Origin of the sequence: Pseudomonas sp. BAY1663 (genome assembly GCF_000582595.1) — a bacterium.
Taxonomy (GTDB): Bacteria; Pseudomonadota; Gammaproteobacteria; order Pseudomonadales; family Pseudomonadaceae; genus Stutzerimonas; species Stutzerimonas stutzeri_AF.
On sequence record NZ_AZSV01000084.1, the window covers coordinates 1 to 18,280 of the forward strand.

The 18,280-nt window shown below is 66.2% G+C and carries 12 protein-coding genes and 4 pseudogenes; 6 read left to right on the forward strand and 10 right to left on the reverse strand.

The window, feature by feature from the left end:
• A pseudogene (locus BAY1663_RS25455) lies at positions 1–167 on the forward strand (NnrS family protein); the annotation flags it as partial.
• Positions 168–317: 150 nt separating this feature from the next.
• Here the strand turns inward: BAY1663_RS25455 and BAY1663_RS18525 are convergent.
• The 8 genes and pseudogenes from BAY1663_RS18525 to BAY1663_RS18560 form a co-directional block, all read right to left on the reverse strand.
• The gene (locus BAY1663_RS18525; RefSeq protein ID WP_037043565.1) at positions 318–1,220 is read right to left on the reverse strand and encodes an ABC transporter permease subunit; all 903 of its coding nucleotides are present in this window, start codon (positions 1,218–1,220) and stop codon (positions 318–320) included.
• Positions 1,221–1,335: 115 nt separating this feature from the next.
• Positions 1,336–2,232 carry an ABC transporter permease subunit gene (locus BAY1663_RS18530; protein ID WP_037043567.1) on the reverse strand — a complete coding sequence of 299 codons (897 nt, stop codon included), beginning with the start codon at positions 2,230–2,232 and terminating at the stop codon, positions 1,336–1,338.
• Positions 2,229–3,379 (reverse strand): annotated as a pseudogene (locus BAY1663_RS18535) (ABC transporter ATP-binding protein). Before BAY1663_RS18535 ends, BAY1663_RS18530 begins: the two are co-directional and overlap by 4 nt.
• A 94-nt stretch (positions 3,380–3,473) precedes the next feature.
• A complete protein-coding gene (locus BAY1663_RS18540; RefSeq protein WP_037043569.1) occupies positions 3,474–4,559 on the reverse strand; it encodes a polyamine ABC transporter substrate-binding protein in 1,086 nt (361 codons plus the stop codon).
• A 263-nt stretch (positions 4,560–4,822) separates the two neighbouring features.
• Positions 4,823–5,920: a polyamine ABC transporter substrate-binding protein gene (locus BAY1663_RS18545; protein ID WP_037043572.1), complete on the reverse strand. Its 1,098-nt coding sequence runs from the start codon at positions 5,918–5,920 to the stop codon at positions 4,823–4,825.
• Positions 5,921–6,108: 188 nt separating this feature from the next.
• Entirely contained in the window at positions 6,109–7,467 is a 1,359-nt protein-coding gene (locus BAY1663_RS18550) for an aspartate aminotransferase family protein (protein ID WP_037043575.1), read from the reverse strand.
• Between the two features lie 163 nt (positions 7,468–7,630).
• Positions 7,631–8,989, reverse strand: a complete 1,359-nt coding sequence (locus tag BAY1663_RS18555) for a glutamine synthetase family protein (protein WP_037043579.1) — start codon at positions 8,987–8,989, stop codon at positions 7,631–7,633.
• A gap of 29 nt (positions 8,990–9,018) precedes the next feature.
• On the reverse strand, positions 9,019–9,765 hold the full coding sequence (locus BAY1663_RS18560) for a gamma-glutamyl-gamma-aminobutyrate hydrolase family protein (RefSeq protein ID WP_037043582.1): 747 nt from the start codon (positions 9,763–9,765) through the stop codon (positions 9,019–9,021).
• Positions 9,766–10,111: 346 nt separating this feature from the next.
• On the opposite strand from BAY1663_RS18560, the gene BAY1663_RS18565 reads away from it, so the two are divergent.
• The 4 genes and pseudogenes from BAY1663_RS18565 to BAY1663_RS18580 all read left to right on the forward strand — a co-directional run bounded on the left by BAY1663_RS18565 (position 10,112) and on the right by BAY1663_RS18580 (position 14,190).
• Entirely contained in the window at positions 10,112–11,392 is a 1,281-nt protein-coding gene (locus BAY1663_RS18565) for a glutamine synthetase family protein (RefSeq protein WP_256206873.1), read from the forward strand.
• 212 nt (positions 11,393–11,604) lie between these two features.
• Complete coding sequence (gene aguB, locus BAY1663_RS18570; protein WP_037043584.1) at positions 11,605–12,486, forward strand: N-carbamoylputrescine amidase; 882 nt, start codon at positions 11,605–11,607, stop codon at positions 12,484–12,486.
• 108 nt (positions 12,487–12,594) lie between these two features.
• Positions 12,595–13,700 (forward strand): annotated as a pseudogene (aguA, locus tag BAY1663_RS18575) (agmatine deiminase).
• A gap of 82 nt (positions 13,701–13,782) precedes the next feature.
• A complete protein-coding gene (locus BAY1663_RS18580) occupies positions 13,783–14,190 on the forward strand; it encodes a VOC family protein (protein ID WP_037043586.1) in 408 nt (135 codons plus the stop codon).
• A gap of 138 nt (positions 14,191–14,328) precedes the next feature.
• On the opposite strand, the gene BAY1663_RS18585 is transcribed toward BAY1663_RS18580, so the two are convergent.
• Both BAY1663_RS18585 and desA read right to left on the reverse strand, forming a co-directional pair.
• Positions 14,329–15,327 (reverse strand): sensor domain-containing diguanylate cyclase, encoded by a 999-nt coding sequence (locus BAY1663_RS18585; RefSeq protein ID WP_037043589.1) that lies wholly within the window; start codon positions 15,325–15,327, stop codon positions 14,329–14,331.
• 126 nt (positions 15,328–15,453) lie between these two features.
• Entirely contained in the window at positions 15,454–16,644 is a 1,191-nt protein-coding gene (gene desA / locus BAY1663_RS18590; RefSeq protein ID WP_037043592.1) for a delta-9 fatty acid desaturase DesA, read from the reverse strand.
• Between the two features lie 325 nt (positions 16,645–16,969).
• Between desA and BAY1663_RS18595 the strand changes: the two are divergent.
• Positions 16,970–18,280 (forward strand): annotated as a pseudogene (locus BAY1663_RS18595) (cache domain-containing protein); the annotation flags it as partial.

Sequence of the window (18,280 nt, forward strand, 5' to 3'; positions counted from 1 at the left end):
CGGGCGCACCGGCGCAGGTGCTGACGCTGCTGGCCGGCCTCGGCTGGCTGACGGCCTTCGCCTTGGCCTTGCGCTACCTGGCACCGATCTGGCTGAGCCCCAGGCCGGACGGCGGGCAGGGTTGCGAGGAGCCGCTGAGCGAGGACAATGCGCCGGGCTGCCGGTAGTGCTGCGACACAGCTCGCCCCCCCCCCCGGCGGAACCGTAGGCCGGGTCGGGCGGCGCTCCACTGAGGCGCGTAGCGCAAGCCGAAGCGTTGCCTGACACGTCGCCCGTTGGGCTTCGCTGCGCTCAACCCAACCTACGGCTCTGGCGGTTCAGCTATGTGCCGAGGGCGGCGCCATCGCTTTGCGGCTCTCGATCACCTGGCGCCAGGTCGGCGTGCCGCTGCCCTCGTCGCTCGCCTGCTGCATGGCGCGGATGCGGCGCTTTTCGGCACGGCGCGAGAGGTACCAGGCGAGGAAGGTGGCCAGCGATACGCTGAGCAGGATCAGGCTGGCCACCGCATTGATTTCCGGCTTCACGCCCAGGCGCACGGCGGAGAAGATCTCCATCGGCAGCGTGGTCGAGCCCGGCCCGGAGACGAAGCTGGCCAGCACCAGGTCGTCCAGCGACAGGGCGAACGAAAGCATGCCGCCGGCCGCCAGCGACGGCGCGATCATCGGCATGGTGATCAGGAAGAACACCTTCCACGGCCGCGCGCCGAGGTCCATCGCCGCCTCCTCGATGGACAGGTCCAGCTCGCGCAGGCGCGCCATCACCACCACCGCGACGTAGGCCGAGCAGAAGGTGGTATGGGCGATCCAGATGGTCACCAGGCCGCGCTGCGCCGGCCAGCCGATCAGCTGGGCCATGGCGACGAACAGCAGCAGCAGCGACAGGCCGGTGATCACCTCGGGCATCACCAGCGGCGCGGTGACCAGCCCGCCGAACAGCGTGCGGCCGCGGAACACCGGGATGCGCGTGAGCACGAACGCCGCCATGGTGCCCAGCGCCACCGCGGCGATGGCGGTGTAGGCGGCGACTTCCAGTGAGCGCATCACCGCACCCATCAGCTGGGCGTTGTCGAGCAGGCCGGCATACCACTTCAGCGACCAGCCACCCCATACCGTCACCAGCCGCGAGGCGTTGAACGAGTAGATGACCAGGATCACCATCGGCAGGTAGATGAACAGCAGGCCGAGCATCAGGATCAGGTTGGAGAAGCTCCAGCGTTTCATGGCGTGCCCTCGGGACGGGTCGAACGGGCCGGGTCCGCGCAGACGCGAGCCTGCTCGCAATAGCGGACGTTCGTGCCATCCGGGATCGCCAGCAAGCTGGCTCCTACTGTCGCGGTCATAGCTTGCCCTCCAGCTCTTTCGCCTGGTTCCGGTTGAACAGGATGATCGGCACCAGCAGGATCGCCAGCATCACCACCGCCAGCGCCGAGGCCACCGGCCAGTCGCGGTTGTTGAAGAATTCCTGCCAGAGCACCTTGCCGATCATCAGCGTCTCCGGGCCGCCGAGCAGTTCGGGAATGACGAACTCGCCCACCACCGGGATGAACACCAGCATGCAGCCGGCGATGATGCCGTTCTTCGACAGCGGCACGGTGATCTTCCAGAAGCGGGTGAGGTTGCGCGCGCCAAGGTCGGACGCGGCTTCCAGCAGGCTCGGGTCGTGCTTCACCAGGTTGGCGTAGAGCGGCAGGATCATGAACGGCAGGTAGGAATAGACCACGCCGATGTACACCGCCAGGTCGGTATTGAGGATCTGCAGCGGCGAATCGATCAGGCCGATACCCAGCAGCAGGCTGTTGAGCAGGCCGTTGCTGCTGAGGATGCCCATCCAGGCATAGACGCGGATGAGGATCGCGGTCCAGGTCGGCATCATGATCAGCAGCAGCAGCACGGTCTGCAGGTCCTTGCGCGCGCGGGCGATGGCGTAGGCCATCGGGTAGCCGACCAGCAGGCACAGCAGGGTGCTGAAGAAGGCGATCTTCAACGAGCCGGCATAGGCGGCCAGGTAGAGGTCGTCCTCGCTGAGGAAGATGTAGTTGCCCAGGTTGATCAACACCTGCAGCTGCTGCTCGGCGTAGCTGAAGATTTCCGTGTACGGCGGAATCGCCACGTCGGCCTCGGAGAAACTGATCTTCAGGACGATGGCGAACGGCAGCAGGAAGAACAGGAACAGCCACAGGAAGGGAACGCCGATGACCAGCCGGCGCCCGCTGTTCAGCCGTGCCCGGCTCATGCCTGCAGCACCACGCCGCTGTCGCTGAGCCAGTGCAGGTAGACCTGCTCTTCCCAGGTCGGCCATTTCACGTGGCGTTCGGCGTTGGCGACGAAGGCCTGCAGCAGCGTCCCCGATTCCAGCTTGATGTAGTACACCGAGTGGCCACCGAGGTAGGCGATGTCATGCACCACGCCCTGCACCCAGTTGTAGCCGGCCAGCTCGAGCACCGGCTTGTCCAGGCTCATCAGCAGCTTCTCCGGGCGCAGGGCGTAGGTCACACGCTTGTCCTCGGCGCGGGTGCTGATGCCGTGGCCGACATAGATCGGCCGTTCCAGTTGCGGACAGTCGATCACCGCATGGTCCTCGGCGTCTTCGATCAGCTCGCCGTCGAACAGGTTGACGTTGCCGATGAATTCGCAGACCAGGCGGCTGGCCGGGGTCTCGTAGATGTCCATCGGGCTGCCGACCTGGGCGATCCAGCCTGGTGCATGATGGCGATGCGTTCGGCCATGGTCATGGCCTCTTCCTGGTCGTGGGTGACCATCACGCAGGTCACGCCGACGCGCTCGATGATCTGCACCAGCTCCAGCTGCATCTGCGAGCGCAGCTTCTTGTCCAGCGCGCCCATCGGCTCGTCGAGCAGCAGCAGCTTGGGCCGCTTGGCCAGCGAGCGCGCCAGTGCCACGCGCTGGCGCTGGCCGCCGGAGAGCTGGTGCGGCTTGCGCTTGGCGTACTGGGTCATCTGAACCAGGCCGAGCATTTCCTTGACCCGCTCGTCGATCTCGGCCTTGGCCAGGCCGTCCTGCCGGAGGCCGAAGGCGATGTTCTGCTCCACGCTCATGTGCGGGAACAGCGCATAGGACTGGAACATCATGTTGATCGGCCGCTCGTAGGGCGGCAGGTCGGTGATGTCCTGGCCGTCGAGGAAGATGCGCCCCTCGGTGGGCCGCTCGAAGCCGGCGAGCATGCGCAGCAGCGTCGACTTGCCCGAGCCCGAGCCGCCGAGCAGGGCGAAGATCTCGCCCTGGTGGATGCTCACCGAGACGTCGTCGACCGCCACCGTCTCGTCGAATTTCTTGGTGACGCGGTCGATCTTCAGCAGCACCTGCTTGTTCTTGCTCTCGCCGCTGAGGGCTTTCTTGTAGGCGCTGGAGGCAACGGCCATGCGCGAACTCCCGAAAATGAAAAGGTTGGCCCGGCCTGCGCCGGATACTGGTGGTCGTTGCTGCGGGCGCGCCGCACGCGGCGCGCCCTGGGATTCACTTGCCGGATTTCACCTTGGTCCAGCTGCGGGTCATCAGGCGCTGGACCTTCGGCGGCAGCTCGGCCGAGACGTAGAGCCGGTCGAGCACTTCCTGCGGCGGATACACCGAGGCGTCCTCACGGACGTCCTGGTCCATCAGTTCGCCCGCCTTGAGATTGGGGTTGGCGTAACCGACGTAGTCGCTCACCGCGGCGATCACCTCGGGGCGCAGCAGGTAGTCGATGAAGGCATGCGCCTCTTCGACGTTTTCGGCATCGGCGGGGATGGCGAGCATGTCGAACCAGAGGTTGCCGCCCTCCTTGGGAATCGCATAGGCGATCTCGATGCCCTTGCCGGCTTCCTCGGCGCGGGCGGCGGCCTGGAACACGTCGCCGGAGAAGCCGGCGGCGACGCAGATGTTGCCATTGGCGAGATCGGAAATGTACTTGGACGAGTGGAAATAGCGCACGTGCGGGCGTACCGCCAGCAGCTTCTGCTCGGCCTTCTGGTAATCGGCGGCGTTCTCGCTGTTGGGGTCCAGGCCCAGGTAATTGAGCATGGCCGGGATCATCTCGTCGGCCGAATCGAGGAAGGCGATGCCGCAGCTGGCCAGCTTCTCGGCATTCTCCGGCTCGAAGATCGCCGCCCAGGAGTCGATCTCGTCGACGCCGAGGGCCGCCTTGACCTTCTCGACGTTGTAGCCGATGCCGTTGGTGCCCCACAGGTAGGGCGCCGCATGGGCGTTGCCGGGATCGTTCTTCTGCAGTTGCTTGAGCAAGGCCGGGTCGAGGTTTTCCCAGTTCGGCAGCTTGCTCTTGTCCAGTTCCTGGAAGGCACCGGCGCGAATCTGCTTGCCGAGGAAGTGGTTGGACGGCACCACCACGTCGTAGCCGCTGCGCCCGGCCAGCAGCTTGCCTTCGAGGGTCTCGTTGGAGTCGAAGACGTCGTAGACCGGCTTGATGCCGGTCTCCTTCTCGAACTCTTCCAGCGTCGTTTCGCCGATGTAATCCGACCAGTTATAGATGTGCACCGAGGCGGCCTGGGCGGTGGCGGTACCGGCGATGGCGGCGGCGATGATCAGCGACTTGAGGGTCGAGCGCATGGGATGAGTCCTCTTGTTACAGGCCGCACGTTATCCCGGCGGGAAAGGCGGGCTATTTATTGGAAAAACCTCTGGAAATCAACAGATTTGACACGACGGCCAATGGCGTCGCGAAAGAAAGGGGCGCGGGAACGGGCGACGAGCGGCGGGAAAGGCGGTTCCATCGTTTTTCCTCGCGGTGGGGTCGCTCCGCCAGCCGGCGTAGCGGAGCGGTCTCGGGCCTGGCCAGGCCGCGTGAGCGGGCCCGGCCTGGCCGAAGCGGATCAGCGACCGGACTTGATCTTGGTCCAGCTGCGGGTCATGGCCCGCTGGGTCTTCGGATCGAGGTCAGGGAAGGTGTAGAGCTTCTGCAGCACCGCCTGGCTCGGGTAGATGCCCGGGTCGGTGCGGATCGCCTCGTCCACCAGCGGGGTTGCGGCGGCGTTGCCGTTGGGGAACTGCACGTAGTCGGTGATCGACGCCATGACCTCCGGCTTCATCAGGTAGTCGAGGAAGGCGTGGGCATTGTCGACGTTCTTCGCATCGGCCGGGATCGCCAGCATGTCGAAGAAGCTGCCGGCCCCTTCCTGCGGGATCTTGTAGCCGACGTTGACGCCGTTGGCCGCCTCTTCGGCGCGCGACTTGGCCTGGTAGATGTCGCCGGAGTAGCCGATGGCGACGCAGATGTTGCCGTTGGCCAGGTCGGAGATGTACTTGGAGGAGTGGAAGTAGGCCACGTGCGGGCGGATCTGCATGAACAGCTCCTCGGCCTTCTTCAGCTCGTCGGCCTTGCCGCTGTCCGGCGCATAGCCCAGGTAATGCAGGGCGGCGGGGAGGATCTCGGTCGGCGAATCGAGGAAGGAAACGCCGCAGGACTTCAGCTTCTCGATGTTCTCCGGCTTGAACACCAGGTCCCAGCTGTCCACCGGCGCGTCGTCGCCGAGCACGGCCTTGACCTTGTCGACGTTGTAGCCGATGCCGATGGTGCCCCACATGTAGGGGATCGAGTACTGGTTGCCCGGATCGCTCGGCTCCAGCGCCTTGAGCAGGTCCTTGTCGAGGTTGTCCCAGTTCGACAGCTTGGCCTTGTCCAGCTTCTGGAACACGCCGGCCTTGATCTGCTTGGCCAGGAAGGGGTTGGACGGCACCACCACGTCGTAACCGGAGCTGCCGGCCAGCAGCTTGGCTTCCAGCACCTCGTTGCTGTCGAAGACGTCGTAGACCACCTTGATGCTGGTTTCCTTGGTGAAGTTCTCCAGGGTGTCTTCGGCGATGTAGTCGGACCAGTTGTAGACGTGCAGTACCTTTTCCTGGGCCTGCGCAGCCCCGGCGACGGTGCCGGCCAGCGTCATGGCGAATAGGGTCTTGGCGAAGGGATTCATCCGTGCAGCTCCTGTTGTCATCGTTTATATCGGGGCAGTGGAACAGGCCAATGAACGCCGCGGCCTGGCGGCGTGCCGGCACCGACACACCGCGCGGCAGGTCTGGCCATGAGCACGCGCGCAGTCTGGCAAGGTCGGGGGCGTTTTTTCAACAAGCCCAACGCATGCCGGCCACACAATCGACAACCTTAGCCCAGGACATCCTTGGCCGTCGCATCCAGGCAGCGCCTGACCTTGTCGATCAACTCGTCGATCTCCGCTTCGCCGATCACCAGCGGCGGCGAGATGATCATGGTGTCGCCGACCGCGCGCATCACCAGGCCGTTGCGGAAGCAGTGCTCGCGACAGAGCATGCCCACACCCGGCTCGGCGAAACGCTCGCGGGTCTTCTTGTTCTTCACCAGCTCCAGAGCGCCGAGCATGCCGACGCCACGGGCCTCGCCCACCAGCGGGTGTTCGAGCAGTTCCTGCCAGCGTGATTGCAAATAAGGTGCCGTTTTCGCCTTGACCCGCTCGACGATCTTCTCCTCGCGCAGGATGCGGATGTTCTCCAGCGCCACCGCGGCGGCCACCGGGTGCCCCGAGTAGGTGAAGCCGTGGTAGAACTCGCCGCCCTCGTTGAGGGTCTGCACCACTTCGTCGCGCACCACCACGCCGCCCATGGGGATGTAGCCGGAGGTCAGGCCCTTGGCGATCGGCATCAGGTCCGGTTTCAGCCCGTAGTAGTCGCTGCCGAACCATTCGCCGGTGCGGCCGAAGCCGCAGATGACCTCGTCGGCGATGAACAGGATGTCGTGGCGCGCGAGGATTTCGCGAATCTTCGGCCAGTAGCTGTCCGGCGGGATGATCACGCCGCCGGCGCCCTGGATCGGCTCGGCGATGAAGGCCGCCACCTTGTCCTCGCCCACCTCGAGAATCTTGCGCTCCAGCTGCTCGGCGACGCGCACGCCGAACTCGTCCGGGTCCATGTCGCCACCCTCGCCGAACCAGTAGGGCTGGTCGATGTGCTCGATGCCGGGGATCGGGAAGTCGCCCTGGCCGTGCATGGCCTTCATCCCGCCGAGGCTGGCGCCGGCCACGGTCGAGCCGTGGTAGCCGTTCCAGCGGCCGATGACCACCTTCTTCGCCGGCTTGCCCTTGATCGCCCAATAATGGCGCACCATGCGCAGCACGGTGTCGTTGGCCTCCGAGCCCGAGCCGGTGAAGAACACGTGGTTCATCCCGTCCGGCGCGATGTCGGCGATGGCCTTGGCCAGCGCCACGGCCGGCGGGTGCGCGGTCTGGAAGAACAGGTTGTAGTAGGGCAGCTCGCGCATCTGCCGGGCCGCCGCCTCGACCAGTTCCTCGCGGCCATAGCCGACGTTGACGCACCACAGCCCGGCCATGGCGTCGAGGATCTTGTGCCCCTCGCTATCCCACAGGTACACGCCGGAGGCCCGGGTGATGATGCGCGTGCCCTTGGCGTTCAGCGCCTTGTAGTCGGTGAACGGCGGCAGGTGATGGTCGCGGCTCAGGGCTTGCCAGTGCAGGGTTTGCGAATCGCTCATCGGTCACCTCTTGGTCTTGTGTGCGTGATCGGCGGATGAAGAGAGCATCATCCCCCTACGATGGCTCACGTAGGGCGGGTCGCGCTTCACCGATCCACCGGATAGCGCGCCACCGAACGGAGTCACGGTGGATGTAAAAAGCGACATCCACCCTACGACTGCTTTACACCGACAACATCAGGAACTCGCGCTCCCAGGAGCTGATGACGCGGTGGTAGTTCTCCTGCTCGGCGCGCTTGACCGCGACGTAGCCGGTGATGAATTTCGGGCTCAGGTATTTCTCCAGCTCGCGGCAGGTTTCCATCCGCTCCAACGCCGCTTCCAGGGTCAGCGGCAGGCGCAGGTTGCGCCGCTCGTAGCCACGGCCCTTGACCGGCTGGCTCGGCGGCAGCTGCTCGACCATGCCGATGTAGCCGCACAGCAGGCTGGCGGCGATGGCCAGGTAGGGGTTGGCGTCGGCGCCGGCCAGGCGGTTCTCCACCCGCCGGTTCTGCGGGTCGGAATCCGGCACGCGCAGGCCCACCGTGCGGTTCTCCTCGCCCCACTCGACGTTCACCGGCGCCGAGGTGTCGGGCAGGAAGCGGCGGAACGAATTGACGTTGGGGGCGAACATCGGCAGCAGCTCGGGGATGTATTTCTGCAGGCCGCCGACGTGGTGCAGGAACAGCTGGCTCATCGAGCCGTCGGGGCTGGAGAAGATGTTGCGCCCGGTTTCCAGCTCGATCACGCTCTGGTGCAGGTGCATCGCGCTGCCCGGCTCGCCGGTCATCGGCTTGGCCATGAAGGTGGCGGCGACGTTGTGCTTGAGCGCCGCCTCGCGCATGGTGCGCTTGAACACCAGGATCTGGTCGGCCAGGTGCAGCGCCTCGCCATGACGGAAGTTGATTTCCATCTGCGCGGTGCCTTCCTCGTGGATCAGCGTGTCCAGGTCCAGGCCCTGGGCCTCGCACCAGTCGTACATGTCCTCGAACAGCGGGTCGAACTCGTTGGCCGCATCGATGGAGAACGACTGGCGGCCCGTCTCCTGGCGGCCCGAGCGGCCGACCGGCGGCTGGAACGGCAGGTCCGGGTCCTCGCAGCGCTTGGTCAGGTAGAACTCCATCTCCGGCGCGACGATCGGCTGCCAGCCCTTGTCGGCGTACATCTTCAGCACGCGCTTGAGAATATTGCGCGGCGACAGCTCGATGGGATTGCCCATCTTGTCGTAGGTGTCGTGGATCACCTGGGCGGTGGGCTCGATGGCCCAGGGCACGAGGAACACCGCGTTGGGATCGGGGCGGCAGAACATGTCGATGTCGGCCGGGTCGAGCAGCTCGTAGTAGATGTCGTCCTCGACGTAGTCGCCGGTGACGGTCTGCAGCAGCACGCTCTCCGGCAGGCGCATGCCGCGCTCGTCGAGGAACTTGTTGGTCGGTGAAATCTTGCCGCGGGCAATGCCGGTCAGATCGCTGATCAGGCATTCCACTTCGGTGATCTTGCGTTCTTTCAGCCAGCCGGTGAGCTGGTCGAGCTGGATACTCATGGTGACCTCGAATGGGGGTGAGTCGACCGTCAGCGTGTTCGGGCGTGCTCCCGACAGGCCTCGGCGAAGCCCTGGAACAGCGCCAGGTAATGGGGGTGCTCGTGCACCTTCCATTCCGGATGCCACTGTACGCCCAGAGCGAAGCTGCGCGCATGCTCGACGGAGAACGCCTCGATCAGCCCGTCGGGTGCCAGCGCCTCGATGCGCAGGCCGTCGCCGAGGCGCTCGACGCCCTGGCCGTGCACCGAGTTGACGCTGATCTGCGCCGGCAGGCCAAGACGCTGCAGCAGGCCGCCCGGCTGCACGTGCAAGGCATGGCTGAGGCCGTACTGCAGCTCCAGCGGGTCGTCGGGATTCTCGCGGTGGTCCTGGTAGGGACCGGCCTCATGGACCTTCTGGTGCAGGCTGCCGCCGAAGGCCACGTTCATTTCCTGGAAGCCCCGGCAGATGCCGAACACCGGAATCCCGGCCTCGACCGCGGCGCGGATCAGCGGCAGGGTCAGGCGGTCGCGCGACGGGTCGTGCGGGGTGCCCGCAGCGCTCGCCGGCCCGCCATAATGATGGGGCTCGACGTTCGACGGCGAGCCGGTGAACAGCAGGCCGTCGAAGTTTTCCAACAGGGCGGCCGGCTCGATCAGCTCGTCCAGGGCCGGAATCACCAGTGGCACGCCGGCGATCGCCGCGGCGCGCAGGTACTTGTCGCCGGCGATATGGAAACTGTGGGAGCCGATCTGCTTGGTACAGGCGCTGACGCCGATCAGGGGCATGCGAGGCATGGGATACTCGTTAGTCGGATGGGGCATACCGGAGAGTAGTCTTGTTCATTTTTATAGACAATAGCCCGCCTCTCCGGCCCATGCCCGCGTCACGCGCGACCTGCCGCGCCAGCCCAGGGCGCCCCAAAATAGGCCCAACGTGGGCACTCACGGGGCATCCGGGTGCGACTATTGACAGCGCAGAGGCTTTTCGATTGACTCACAGACAAGCATCTGATGATTGAAATTTTTAACAATTAAGGTACTTCATCATGGCCCCCCGCCGCGTGCCGTTCAGCTCAACGAAGCGAACGCGTTTCTCAAGGAACACCCGGAGGTTCAGTACGTCGACCTGCTGATCACCGACATGAATGGAGTGGTGCGCGGCAAGCGCATCGAGCGCGCCAGCCTGCACAAGGTCTATGAGAAGGGCATCAACCTCCCCGCCTCGCTGTTCGCCCTCGACATCAACGGCATCACCGTGGAAAGCACCGGCCTGGGCATGGACATCGGCGACTCCGACCGCACCTGCTTCCCGATCCCCAATACCCTGAGCAAGGAACCCTGGCAGCGCCGCCCCACCGCGCAGTTGCTGATGACCATGCACGAGCGCGACGGCGCGCCGTTCTTCGCCGACCCGCGCGAAGTGCTGCGCCAGGTGGTGGGCAAGTTCGACGAACTCGGCCTGACCATCTGCGCCGCCTTCGAGCTGGAGTTCTATCTGATCGACCAGGAGAACATCAACGGCCGGCCGCAGCCGCCGCGCTCGCCGATCTCCGGCAAGCGCCCGCACTCGACCCAGGTCTACCTGATCGACGACCTCGACGAGTACGTCGACTGTCTGCAGGACATCCTCGAGGGCGCCAAGGAACAGGGCATCCCCGCCGACGCCATCGTCAAGGAAAGCGCCCCGGCACAGTTCGAGGTCAACCTCCACCACGTCGCCGACCCGATCAAGGCCTGCGACTACGCGGTGCTGCTCAAGCGGCTGATCAAGAACATCGCCTACGACCACGAGATGGACACCACCTTCATGGCCAAGCCCTATCCGGGCCAGGCCGGCAACGGGCTGCACGTGCACATCTCGCTGCTGGACAAGCAGGGCAACAACATCTTCGCCACCGACAACCCGCTGGAAAGCCAGCCGCTGCGCCATGCCATCGGCGGCCTGCAGCAGACCATGGCGGCTTCGATGGCCTTCCTCTGCCCCAACGTCAATTCCTACCGCCGCTTCGGCGCCCAGTTCTACGTGCCCAATGCGCCGTGCTGGGGCATGGACAACCGCACCGTGGCGCTGCGCGTGCCCACCGACAGCCCCGATGCCGTGCGCATCGAGCACCGCGTCGCCGGCGCCGATGCCAACCCCTACCTGCTGCTGGCGGGCATCCTCGCCGGCGTGCATCACGGCCTGACCAACAAGCTCGAGCCGGACCAGCCGATCGAGGGCAACTCCTACGAGCAGGTCGAGCCGAGCCTGCCGACCAACCTGCGCGACGCCCTGCGCGAGCTGGACGACAGCGAGATCATGGCGCGCTACATCAGCCCCGACTACATCGACATCTTCGTTGCCTGCAAGGAGAGCGAGCTGGCCGAATTCGAGCATTCGATCTCGGACCTGGAATACAACTGGTACCTGCATACGGTCTAAGAGCAGCTGGAAGCGAGCGTAGGGTGGATGTCGTTTTTCACATCCACCATGACGCCACCCGTCAGGTCAGCGAAGCGTGACCAGCCTACGATCTGCAACACGGTAAGGCTGGGTGAGCTTTTTCTTCCAGCTTCAGGCTTCCAGCTGCTCCTCCGAACGACATCGCCTAGAATCACTCCATTTCCGAAAGCCCCCAATCCAGCGAGGCCGCCATGTCCCGTACCGTTACCGTCGCCGCCACCCAGATGGCCTGCTCCTGGGATCGCCCGGCGAACATCGCCAACGCCGAGAAGCTGGTGCGCGAAGCCGCCGCCAAGGGCGCGCAGATCATCCTGATCCAGGAACTGTTCGAGACGCCCTACTTCTGCCAGAAACCCAATCCCGAGTACCTGCAGCTGGCCACCAGCGTCGAGGACAACCCGGCCATCCAGCATTTTTGCAAGGTCGCCGCCGAGCTGCAGGTGGTGCTGCCGATCAGCTTCTTCGAGCAGGCCGGGCGCGCGCGCTTCAACTCCATCGCCATCATCGATGCCGACGGCGCGCTGCTCGGCGTCTACCGCAAGAGCCATATTCCCGATGGCCCGGGCTACCACGAGAAGTACTACTTCAACCCCGGCGACACCGGTTTCAAGGTCTGGAACACCCGCTACGCGAAGATCGGCGTAGCCATCTGCTGGGACCAGTGGTTCCCCGAAACCGCGCGCAGCATGGCGCTGATGGGCGCCGAACTGCTGTTCTACCCCACCGCCATCGGCAGCGAGCCGCATGACCCGACCATCACCTCGCGCGAGCACTGGCAGCGCGTGCAACAGGGCCACGCTGGCGCCAACCTGATGCCGCTGGTCGCCAGCAACCGCATCGGCAAGGAAGAGCAGGACGGCTACGACATCACCTTCTACGGCTCGTCGTTTATCGCCGACCAGTTCGGCGCCAAGGTCGAGGAAATGGACCAGACCAGCGAAGGCGTGCTGGTGCACGAATTCGATCTCGACCAACTGGAACACATCCGCAGCGCCTGGGGCGTGTTCCGCGACCGTCGGCCGAACCTCTACGGCCCGATCAGGACCCTGGACGGCTCGCAGCCCTCCGCCTGAGCCACAGTTCATTCGTAGGGTGGAAAGCCGTGCAGCGTTTTCCACCGTTCGGAAACCAGTGGTGGAAAAGACCTGCAACCGTTTTCCACCCTACCCACGGACATCGCCATGACCACCCTGAGCACCACACCCCGCACCGACGGCTACTTCATGCCCGCCGAATGGGCGCCGCACAGCCAGACCTGGATGGTCTGGCCGCAGCGCCCGGACAACTGGCGCGAACAGGCCGCACCGGCGCAGGCCGCGTTCGCCGCGGTGGCCAAGGCCATCGCCCGCTTCGAGCCGGTGACCGTCTGCGCCACCGCCGCGCAGTACCATGCCGCCCGCGCGGCGCTCGACGATCCGCGCATCCGCGTGGTGGAAATGAGCAGCGACGACGCTGGGTGCGCGATACCGGGCCGACCTTCGTCATCGACGGCCGCGGCGGCCTGCGCGGCGTCGACTGGACCTTCAACGCCTGGGGCGGCAAGGACGGCGGGCTCTACGCCGACTGGCAGCGCGACGACGAAGTGGCCGCGAAGATCCTCGAGATCGAGCGCTGCGAGCGCTACCGCACCGAGGGTTTCGTGCTCGAGGGCGGCTCGATCCACGTCGACGGCGAAGGCACCCTGATCACCACCGAGGAATGCCTGCTCAACCGCAACCGCAATCCGCATCTCGCGCGCGAACAGATCGAGCAGGTGCTGCGCGAGCACCTGGCGGTCGACAGCATCATCTGGCTGCCGTACGGCCTGTACAACGACGAGACCGACGGCCACGTCGACAACTTCTGCTGCTTCGTGCGCCCCGGCGAAGTGCTGCTGGCCTGGACCGACGACCCGGCCGACCCCAACTACGAACGCTGCCAGGCCGCCATGGCCGTGCTCGAGCAGGCTCGCGACGCCAGGGGCCGGGCCATCACCGTGCACAAAATGCCGATCCCCGGCCCGCTGCATGCCAGTGCCGCGGAATGCGCCGGTGTGCTGGCGCTGGACGGCAGCCAGCCGCGCGACCCGTCGATCCGCCTGGCCGGCAGCTACGTGAACTTCCTGATCGTCAACGGCGGCATCATCGCGCCGGCCTTCGGCGACCCGCTGGATGGCGAAGCCCGGCGTATCCTCGCCGAGGTCTTTCCCGAGCATGGGGTGGTGATGGTGCCGGGCCGCGAAATCCTGCTCGGTGGCGGCAACATCCACTGCATCACCCAGCAGCAGCCGGCGCCGCTTCCGCGCTGACGCATCCGCCCGGACAGAACCCCGGGCGGCCGCCCGCGTCCAATCCCGCAGGCAGGCGCGTGCGCAGCAGCGGGAGGCACGGATGGATTTCCTGGTGAATCTCGATGTGGACGATCTGGAACGGGCCGTCGACTTCTACAGCGCGGTGTTCGACCTGCGCGTCGGGCGCCGCCTGGGCGGCTTCGCCGTCGAGCTGCTCGGCGGCCCGGCGCCGATCTACCTGTTGCGCAAGGAGCCCGGCACGCCGGCCTCACCCACGGCGAAGCCCCCGCGCCGCAGCTACGCGCGACACTGGACGCCGCTGCACCTGGATTTCGTCGTCGACGACATCGAATCGGCCGTGGCCAGGGCGATTGCCCATGGCGCACGCCTCGAACAACCGGCGCAGAGCCACGAATGGGGCAGGCTGGCGCTGCTGGCCGATCCCTTCGGCCACGGCTTCTGCCTGATCGAGTTCCTCGGCCGTGGCTACGATGAGCAGGCCAAGTAGGTTGGGTTGAGGTGCGCAGCGCCGAAGCCCAACACGGGTAGGCCGCACCCCATTCCTGCATGACACTCCGCGCGTTGGGCTTCGCTGCGCTCAACCCAACCTACGATCTACGCGCGCCGGCCAATCCACGCCCACGTATCAGGCCACGATCACCTGGTTCTTGCCCAGGCGCTTGGCCTGGTACATCGCCGCGTCGGCGCGGGCGAACACCGCGCTCAGCTCGGCATCGTTGGCCTTGAGGTAGGTCAGGCCGAGGCTGGCGGTGACGCGGAAGCGTTCGCCGTTGTCGGCGGTGAACACCACCCGTTCGATCTCGCGCTGCAGCCGTTCGGCGATCTGCTCGGCCAGGTCCGGCTGGCAGCCCGGCAGCACGGCGGCGAACTCCTCGCCGCCGATGCGGCCGAACAGGTCGCTCTGGCGCAACGCCGCAGCCCCGCAGCGGGCCACCTTCTGCAGCACCTGGTCGCCCATCTGGTGGCCATGGGTGTCGTTGATGCGCTTGAAGTCATCGATGTCCAGCAGCAGGAACGCCAGCGGCGTAGCGAATTGCCGGGCATGATCGAATTCGCGGCGGGCGCAGTCGAAGAAGTGCCGGCGGTTGCTGCTCTGGGTCAGCACGTCGGTGGTGGCCAGGCGCTGCAGTTCGCCCTCGAGCTGCTTCTTCTCGGTGATGTCCTCGGCGATGCCGACGATGATCGGGCCCTGGCCATGCTCGGCACGGCGGCCGAGGAAGCACTTGTCGCTCAACCAGCGCAACTGGCCGTCGCCACGGATGATGCGGTACTCGCGGGTTTCCACGGCGCCTTCGTCGAGCACGGCGAGCAGGCTCTTCTGCGCGTAGTCCAGGTCGTCGGGATAGATCGCGTTGCGCCATTCGCCGTAGTCGGCCAGCAGCAGCGCCGGCGAACGGCCGAAGATGCACTCGTAGGCCGGGCTGACGTAGATCATCCGCTGGGCCTGCCAGTCGAAGGCCCAGAGTACGGCATTGACGCTGCCCAGCAGCGTGCTGAACAGCTGCTCGCGCTCGCCCAGCCGTGCGGCTTCCGCCCGCGCATGCATCAACGCCAGCAAGGTCTGCGCATCGCCGCCCGGCAGCATGCCCACTCCCGCATCACTTCGATTGCTCGCCAACTGCATGGTCTTCTTCCTGAACGACCGCTGCGCGCCGGCAGCGGTACTGCATTGATTGGAATGCTGTTCAGAGAGCCGGCAAGCGACAAAGTTCCGGCTGACGCAACGGCGGGCGATCGCGCCGATCGAAGGTCAGGCGGGCACGACGGACGGCCGCAGCGAGTAGGTGCGCAGGTGCTCGGCGAACTCGCGCAGCGACTGGATGCCGCTGGCCTCGGCGTCGTGCACCCACTGCTTGATCGCCGCCAGCATGTCGTGGCCGTTGGCGCTGGTGCGCGTCCAGATCTGCTGCAAGGCCAGACGCTTCTCGTAGATCACCTTGAGCGCCTGGCTCTGCGCCAGCATGACCTCGATATGCGCCTGCTGCTCCTCTTGCAGCAGGCTCGGCTCGCGCGCCAGCAGGCGCTTGGCGCGGCGCAGCTGATGGCGCAGCGAGGCGTCGGCGCGGCCGAGCTCCTGGCGCACCAGCGGCACGATCACCAGCCGGCGGTACTGCGCCATGATCTGGAAGCGGTTGTTGAGGATCGCCATGGCGCTGTCCATGTCCAGCTGGCGCTTGCCCTCGATGCGGTGGGCGATCGGCGCGGTGCGGTTGACCCTGGCCAGCCCGAGCAGACTGAACAGGCGGATCCAGGCCCAGCCCATGTCGAACTCCCATTTGCGCACCGAGAGCTTGGCCGAGTTGGGATAGGTGTGGTGGTTGTTGTGCAACTCCTCGCCGCCGATGAGGATGCCCCAGGGCAGCAGGTTGGTCGCCGCGTCGCGGCACTCGAAGTTGCGATAGCCGACCGCGTGGCCGAGGCCGTTGACCACCCCGGCGGCCCAGAACGGGATCCAGATCATCTGCACTGCCCAGATCGTCAGCCCCAGCGCACCGAACAGCGCCAGGTCGATGGCCAGCATCAGCACGATGCCGGCATTGGGCAAGCGGGAGTAGAGGTGGCGCTCGAGCCAGTCATCCGGGCAGTTCTTGCCGTAGATGCGCAGCGTTTCCTCGTTCTTCGCCTCGGCCATGTACAGCTCGGCGCCCTTGCGCAGCACCGTACCCAGGCCCTTGTGCACCGGGCTATGGGGATCGTCGGGGGTTTCGCACTTGGCGTGGTGCTTGCGGTGGATGGCGGTCCATTCGCGGGTGTTCATCGCCGTGGTCAGCCACAGCCAGAAACGGAAGAAATGCTTGAGCGCGGGATGCAGCTCCAGCGCGCGGTGTGCCGAATAGCGGTGCAGGTAGACGGTGACACTGACGATGGTGATGTGCGTCAGCAGCAGCGCGGCCGCAATGAGCTGCCAGACCGAGAGGTCGAGTAAACCGGTGTGCCACATGGATAGTGCTGCCTCGATAGTGAACGAGCGGTTCCAGGGAAACCCTGCTGCGCGCAGCCTAGCACTCCCGCGCGCCGAATCGAGCCGGACGACCTGCCGACCGTCGCCTGGCTGATGATTTTTTAGCCAGATTCGGCTGCAATCGCCACGGCCTCGCGACCTCGGCGGCGGTCGCTATCGATAGTGCTGGCATAGAGCTATCATTGTACTTTTTCAACCGGAATCGCGGCGCCATGCACTCGTCGTACCTCTGCCTCGGGCGCCTTCCCCGCCGCGTACCACCGGGCGTCGCCAGGCGCCGCACGCATCACCGAAACGCCCGCCGATGAGCACACCTCACTGGACATTCGCGATCGGCAGCCTGCTGCTCGCCCTGCTGTTCGGCAGCCTGGCGCTCAACGATTACCAGGCCCGCGACGCGGCCTGGCGGCTGGAAATCGAAACCCACGGCGAGCTGCAGAGCCTGGCGCTGCAGAGCGCCCAGCTCAGCCAGCTCCGCCAGGCCGACATGGTCGCCACCGCCCTGGCCGGCAATGCCGAAGTGCTGCGCCGAATGCGCCGCATCGACACCCTGCTGCGCACTGGTGCCCCGCAGGACAGCGCGCGGATCGACGCCTTGCGCCAGCGCCTGCGCGCCACGCTGGCCCCCGCCTGGGAGTCGATGCAACGCCACCAGGCCCTGCACCTGCAGCTATGGGACGCCAAGGGCGTCGCCATCCTGCGCATGCAGCGCCCCGACGCCTTCGGCGATGCGCCGGCGGCCCAGCGGCCGCTGCTGCACCGGGCATTGGCGGAAGGTGTCGTGCAATCCGGGCTGGAAGTCGACCAGCTCGGTGCCAGCAGCCGTACCATCGTCCCGCTGCACGCCGCCGACGAGCCCGGCAGTCCGCTCATCGGTGCGCTGGAGGTCGGCTACGACGCGCTGCCGAAGCTGGACGACCTCGGCGACCAGTTGGCCGCCGGCCTCGCCCTGATCATCGACCAGCAGGCACTGCGCGCCGCGCGGGTCGACCCGCCGAGCGGCGTGCGCCTGGGCCGCGACAGCGACTGGCTGCTGGTCGGCCTCTCGGCCACGCAGATCCTGCACTGGGCGCAGATGGACATGCTGCCCGAACCGGAGAGCGGCATGGCGCTGCGCCTGCTGGAGGCCGACGGGCGCACCTTCCTGCTCAACCAGATCCCGCTGCAGGACGGCCGCTCCTCCGCACCGAAGGCCGCGGCGCTGGTCTGGCGCGACATCAGCGCCATGCAGCGCGAACACCGCCAGGCCGAGCAGCGGCTGCTGGTGAAATGGAGCCTGGCCTGGCTGATCGCCGAAGCGCTGCTGCTGCTTCTGGCGATCCTGCTGCAGCGGCGCAGCGCCGTGCGCAAGCAGCATCGGCTGGCGCAGCGACAGGAGGCACGCCGCCGCCAACGCCTGCTCGACCGCGCACAGAAGATCGCCAGCCTGCTGCCGGGCATGGTGTTCCAGCTCAAGCGTTTCGCCAACGGACGCTACGCGTTCCTCTACGTCAGTGAAGGCGCCCGCGAACTCTACGGCATCGAGCCGAGCCTGCTGGTCGAGGATGCCGGCCGGGCGCTGGCGGACGTGTACCCGCCGGACCAGCCGCACCTGCGCGCCGCGCTGCTGCGCCTG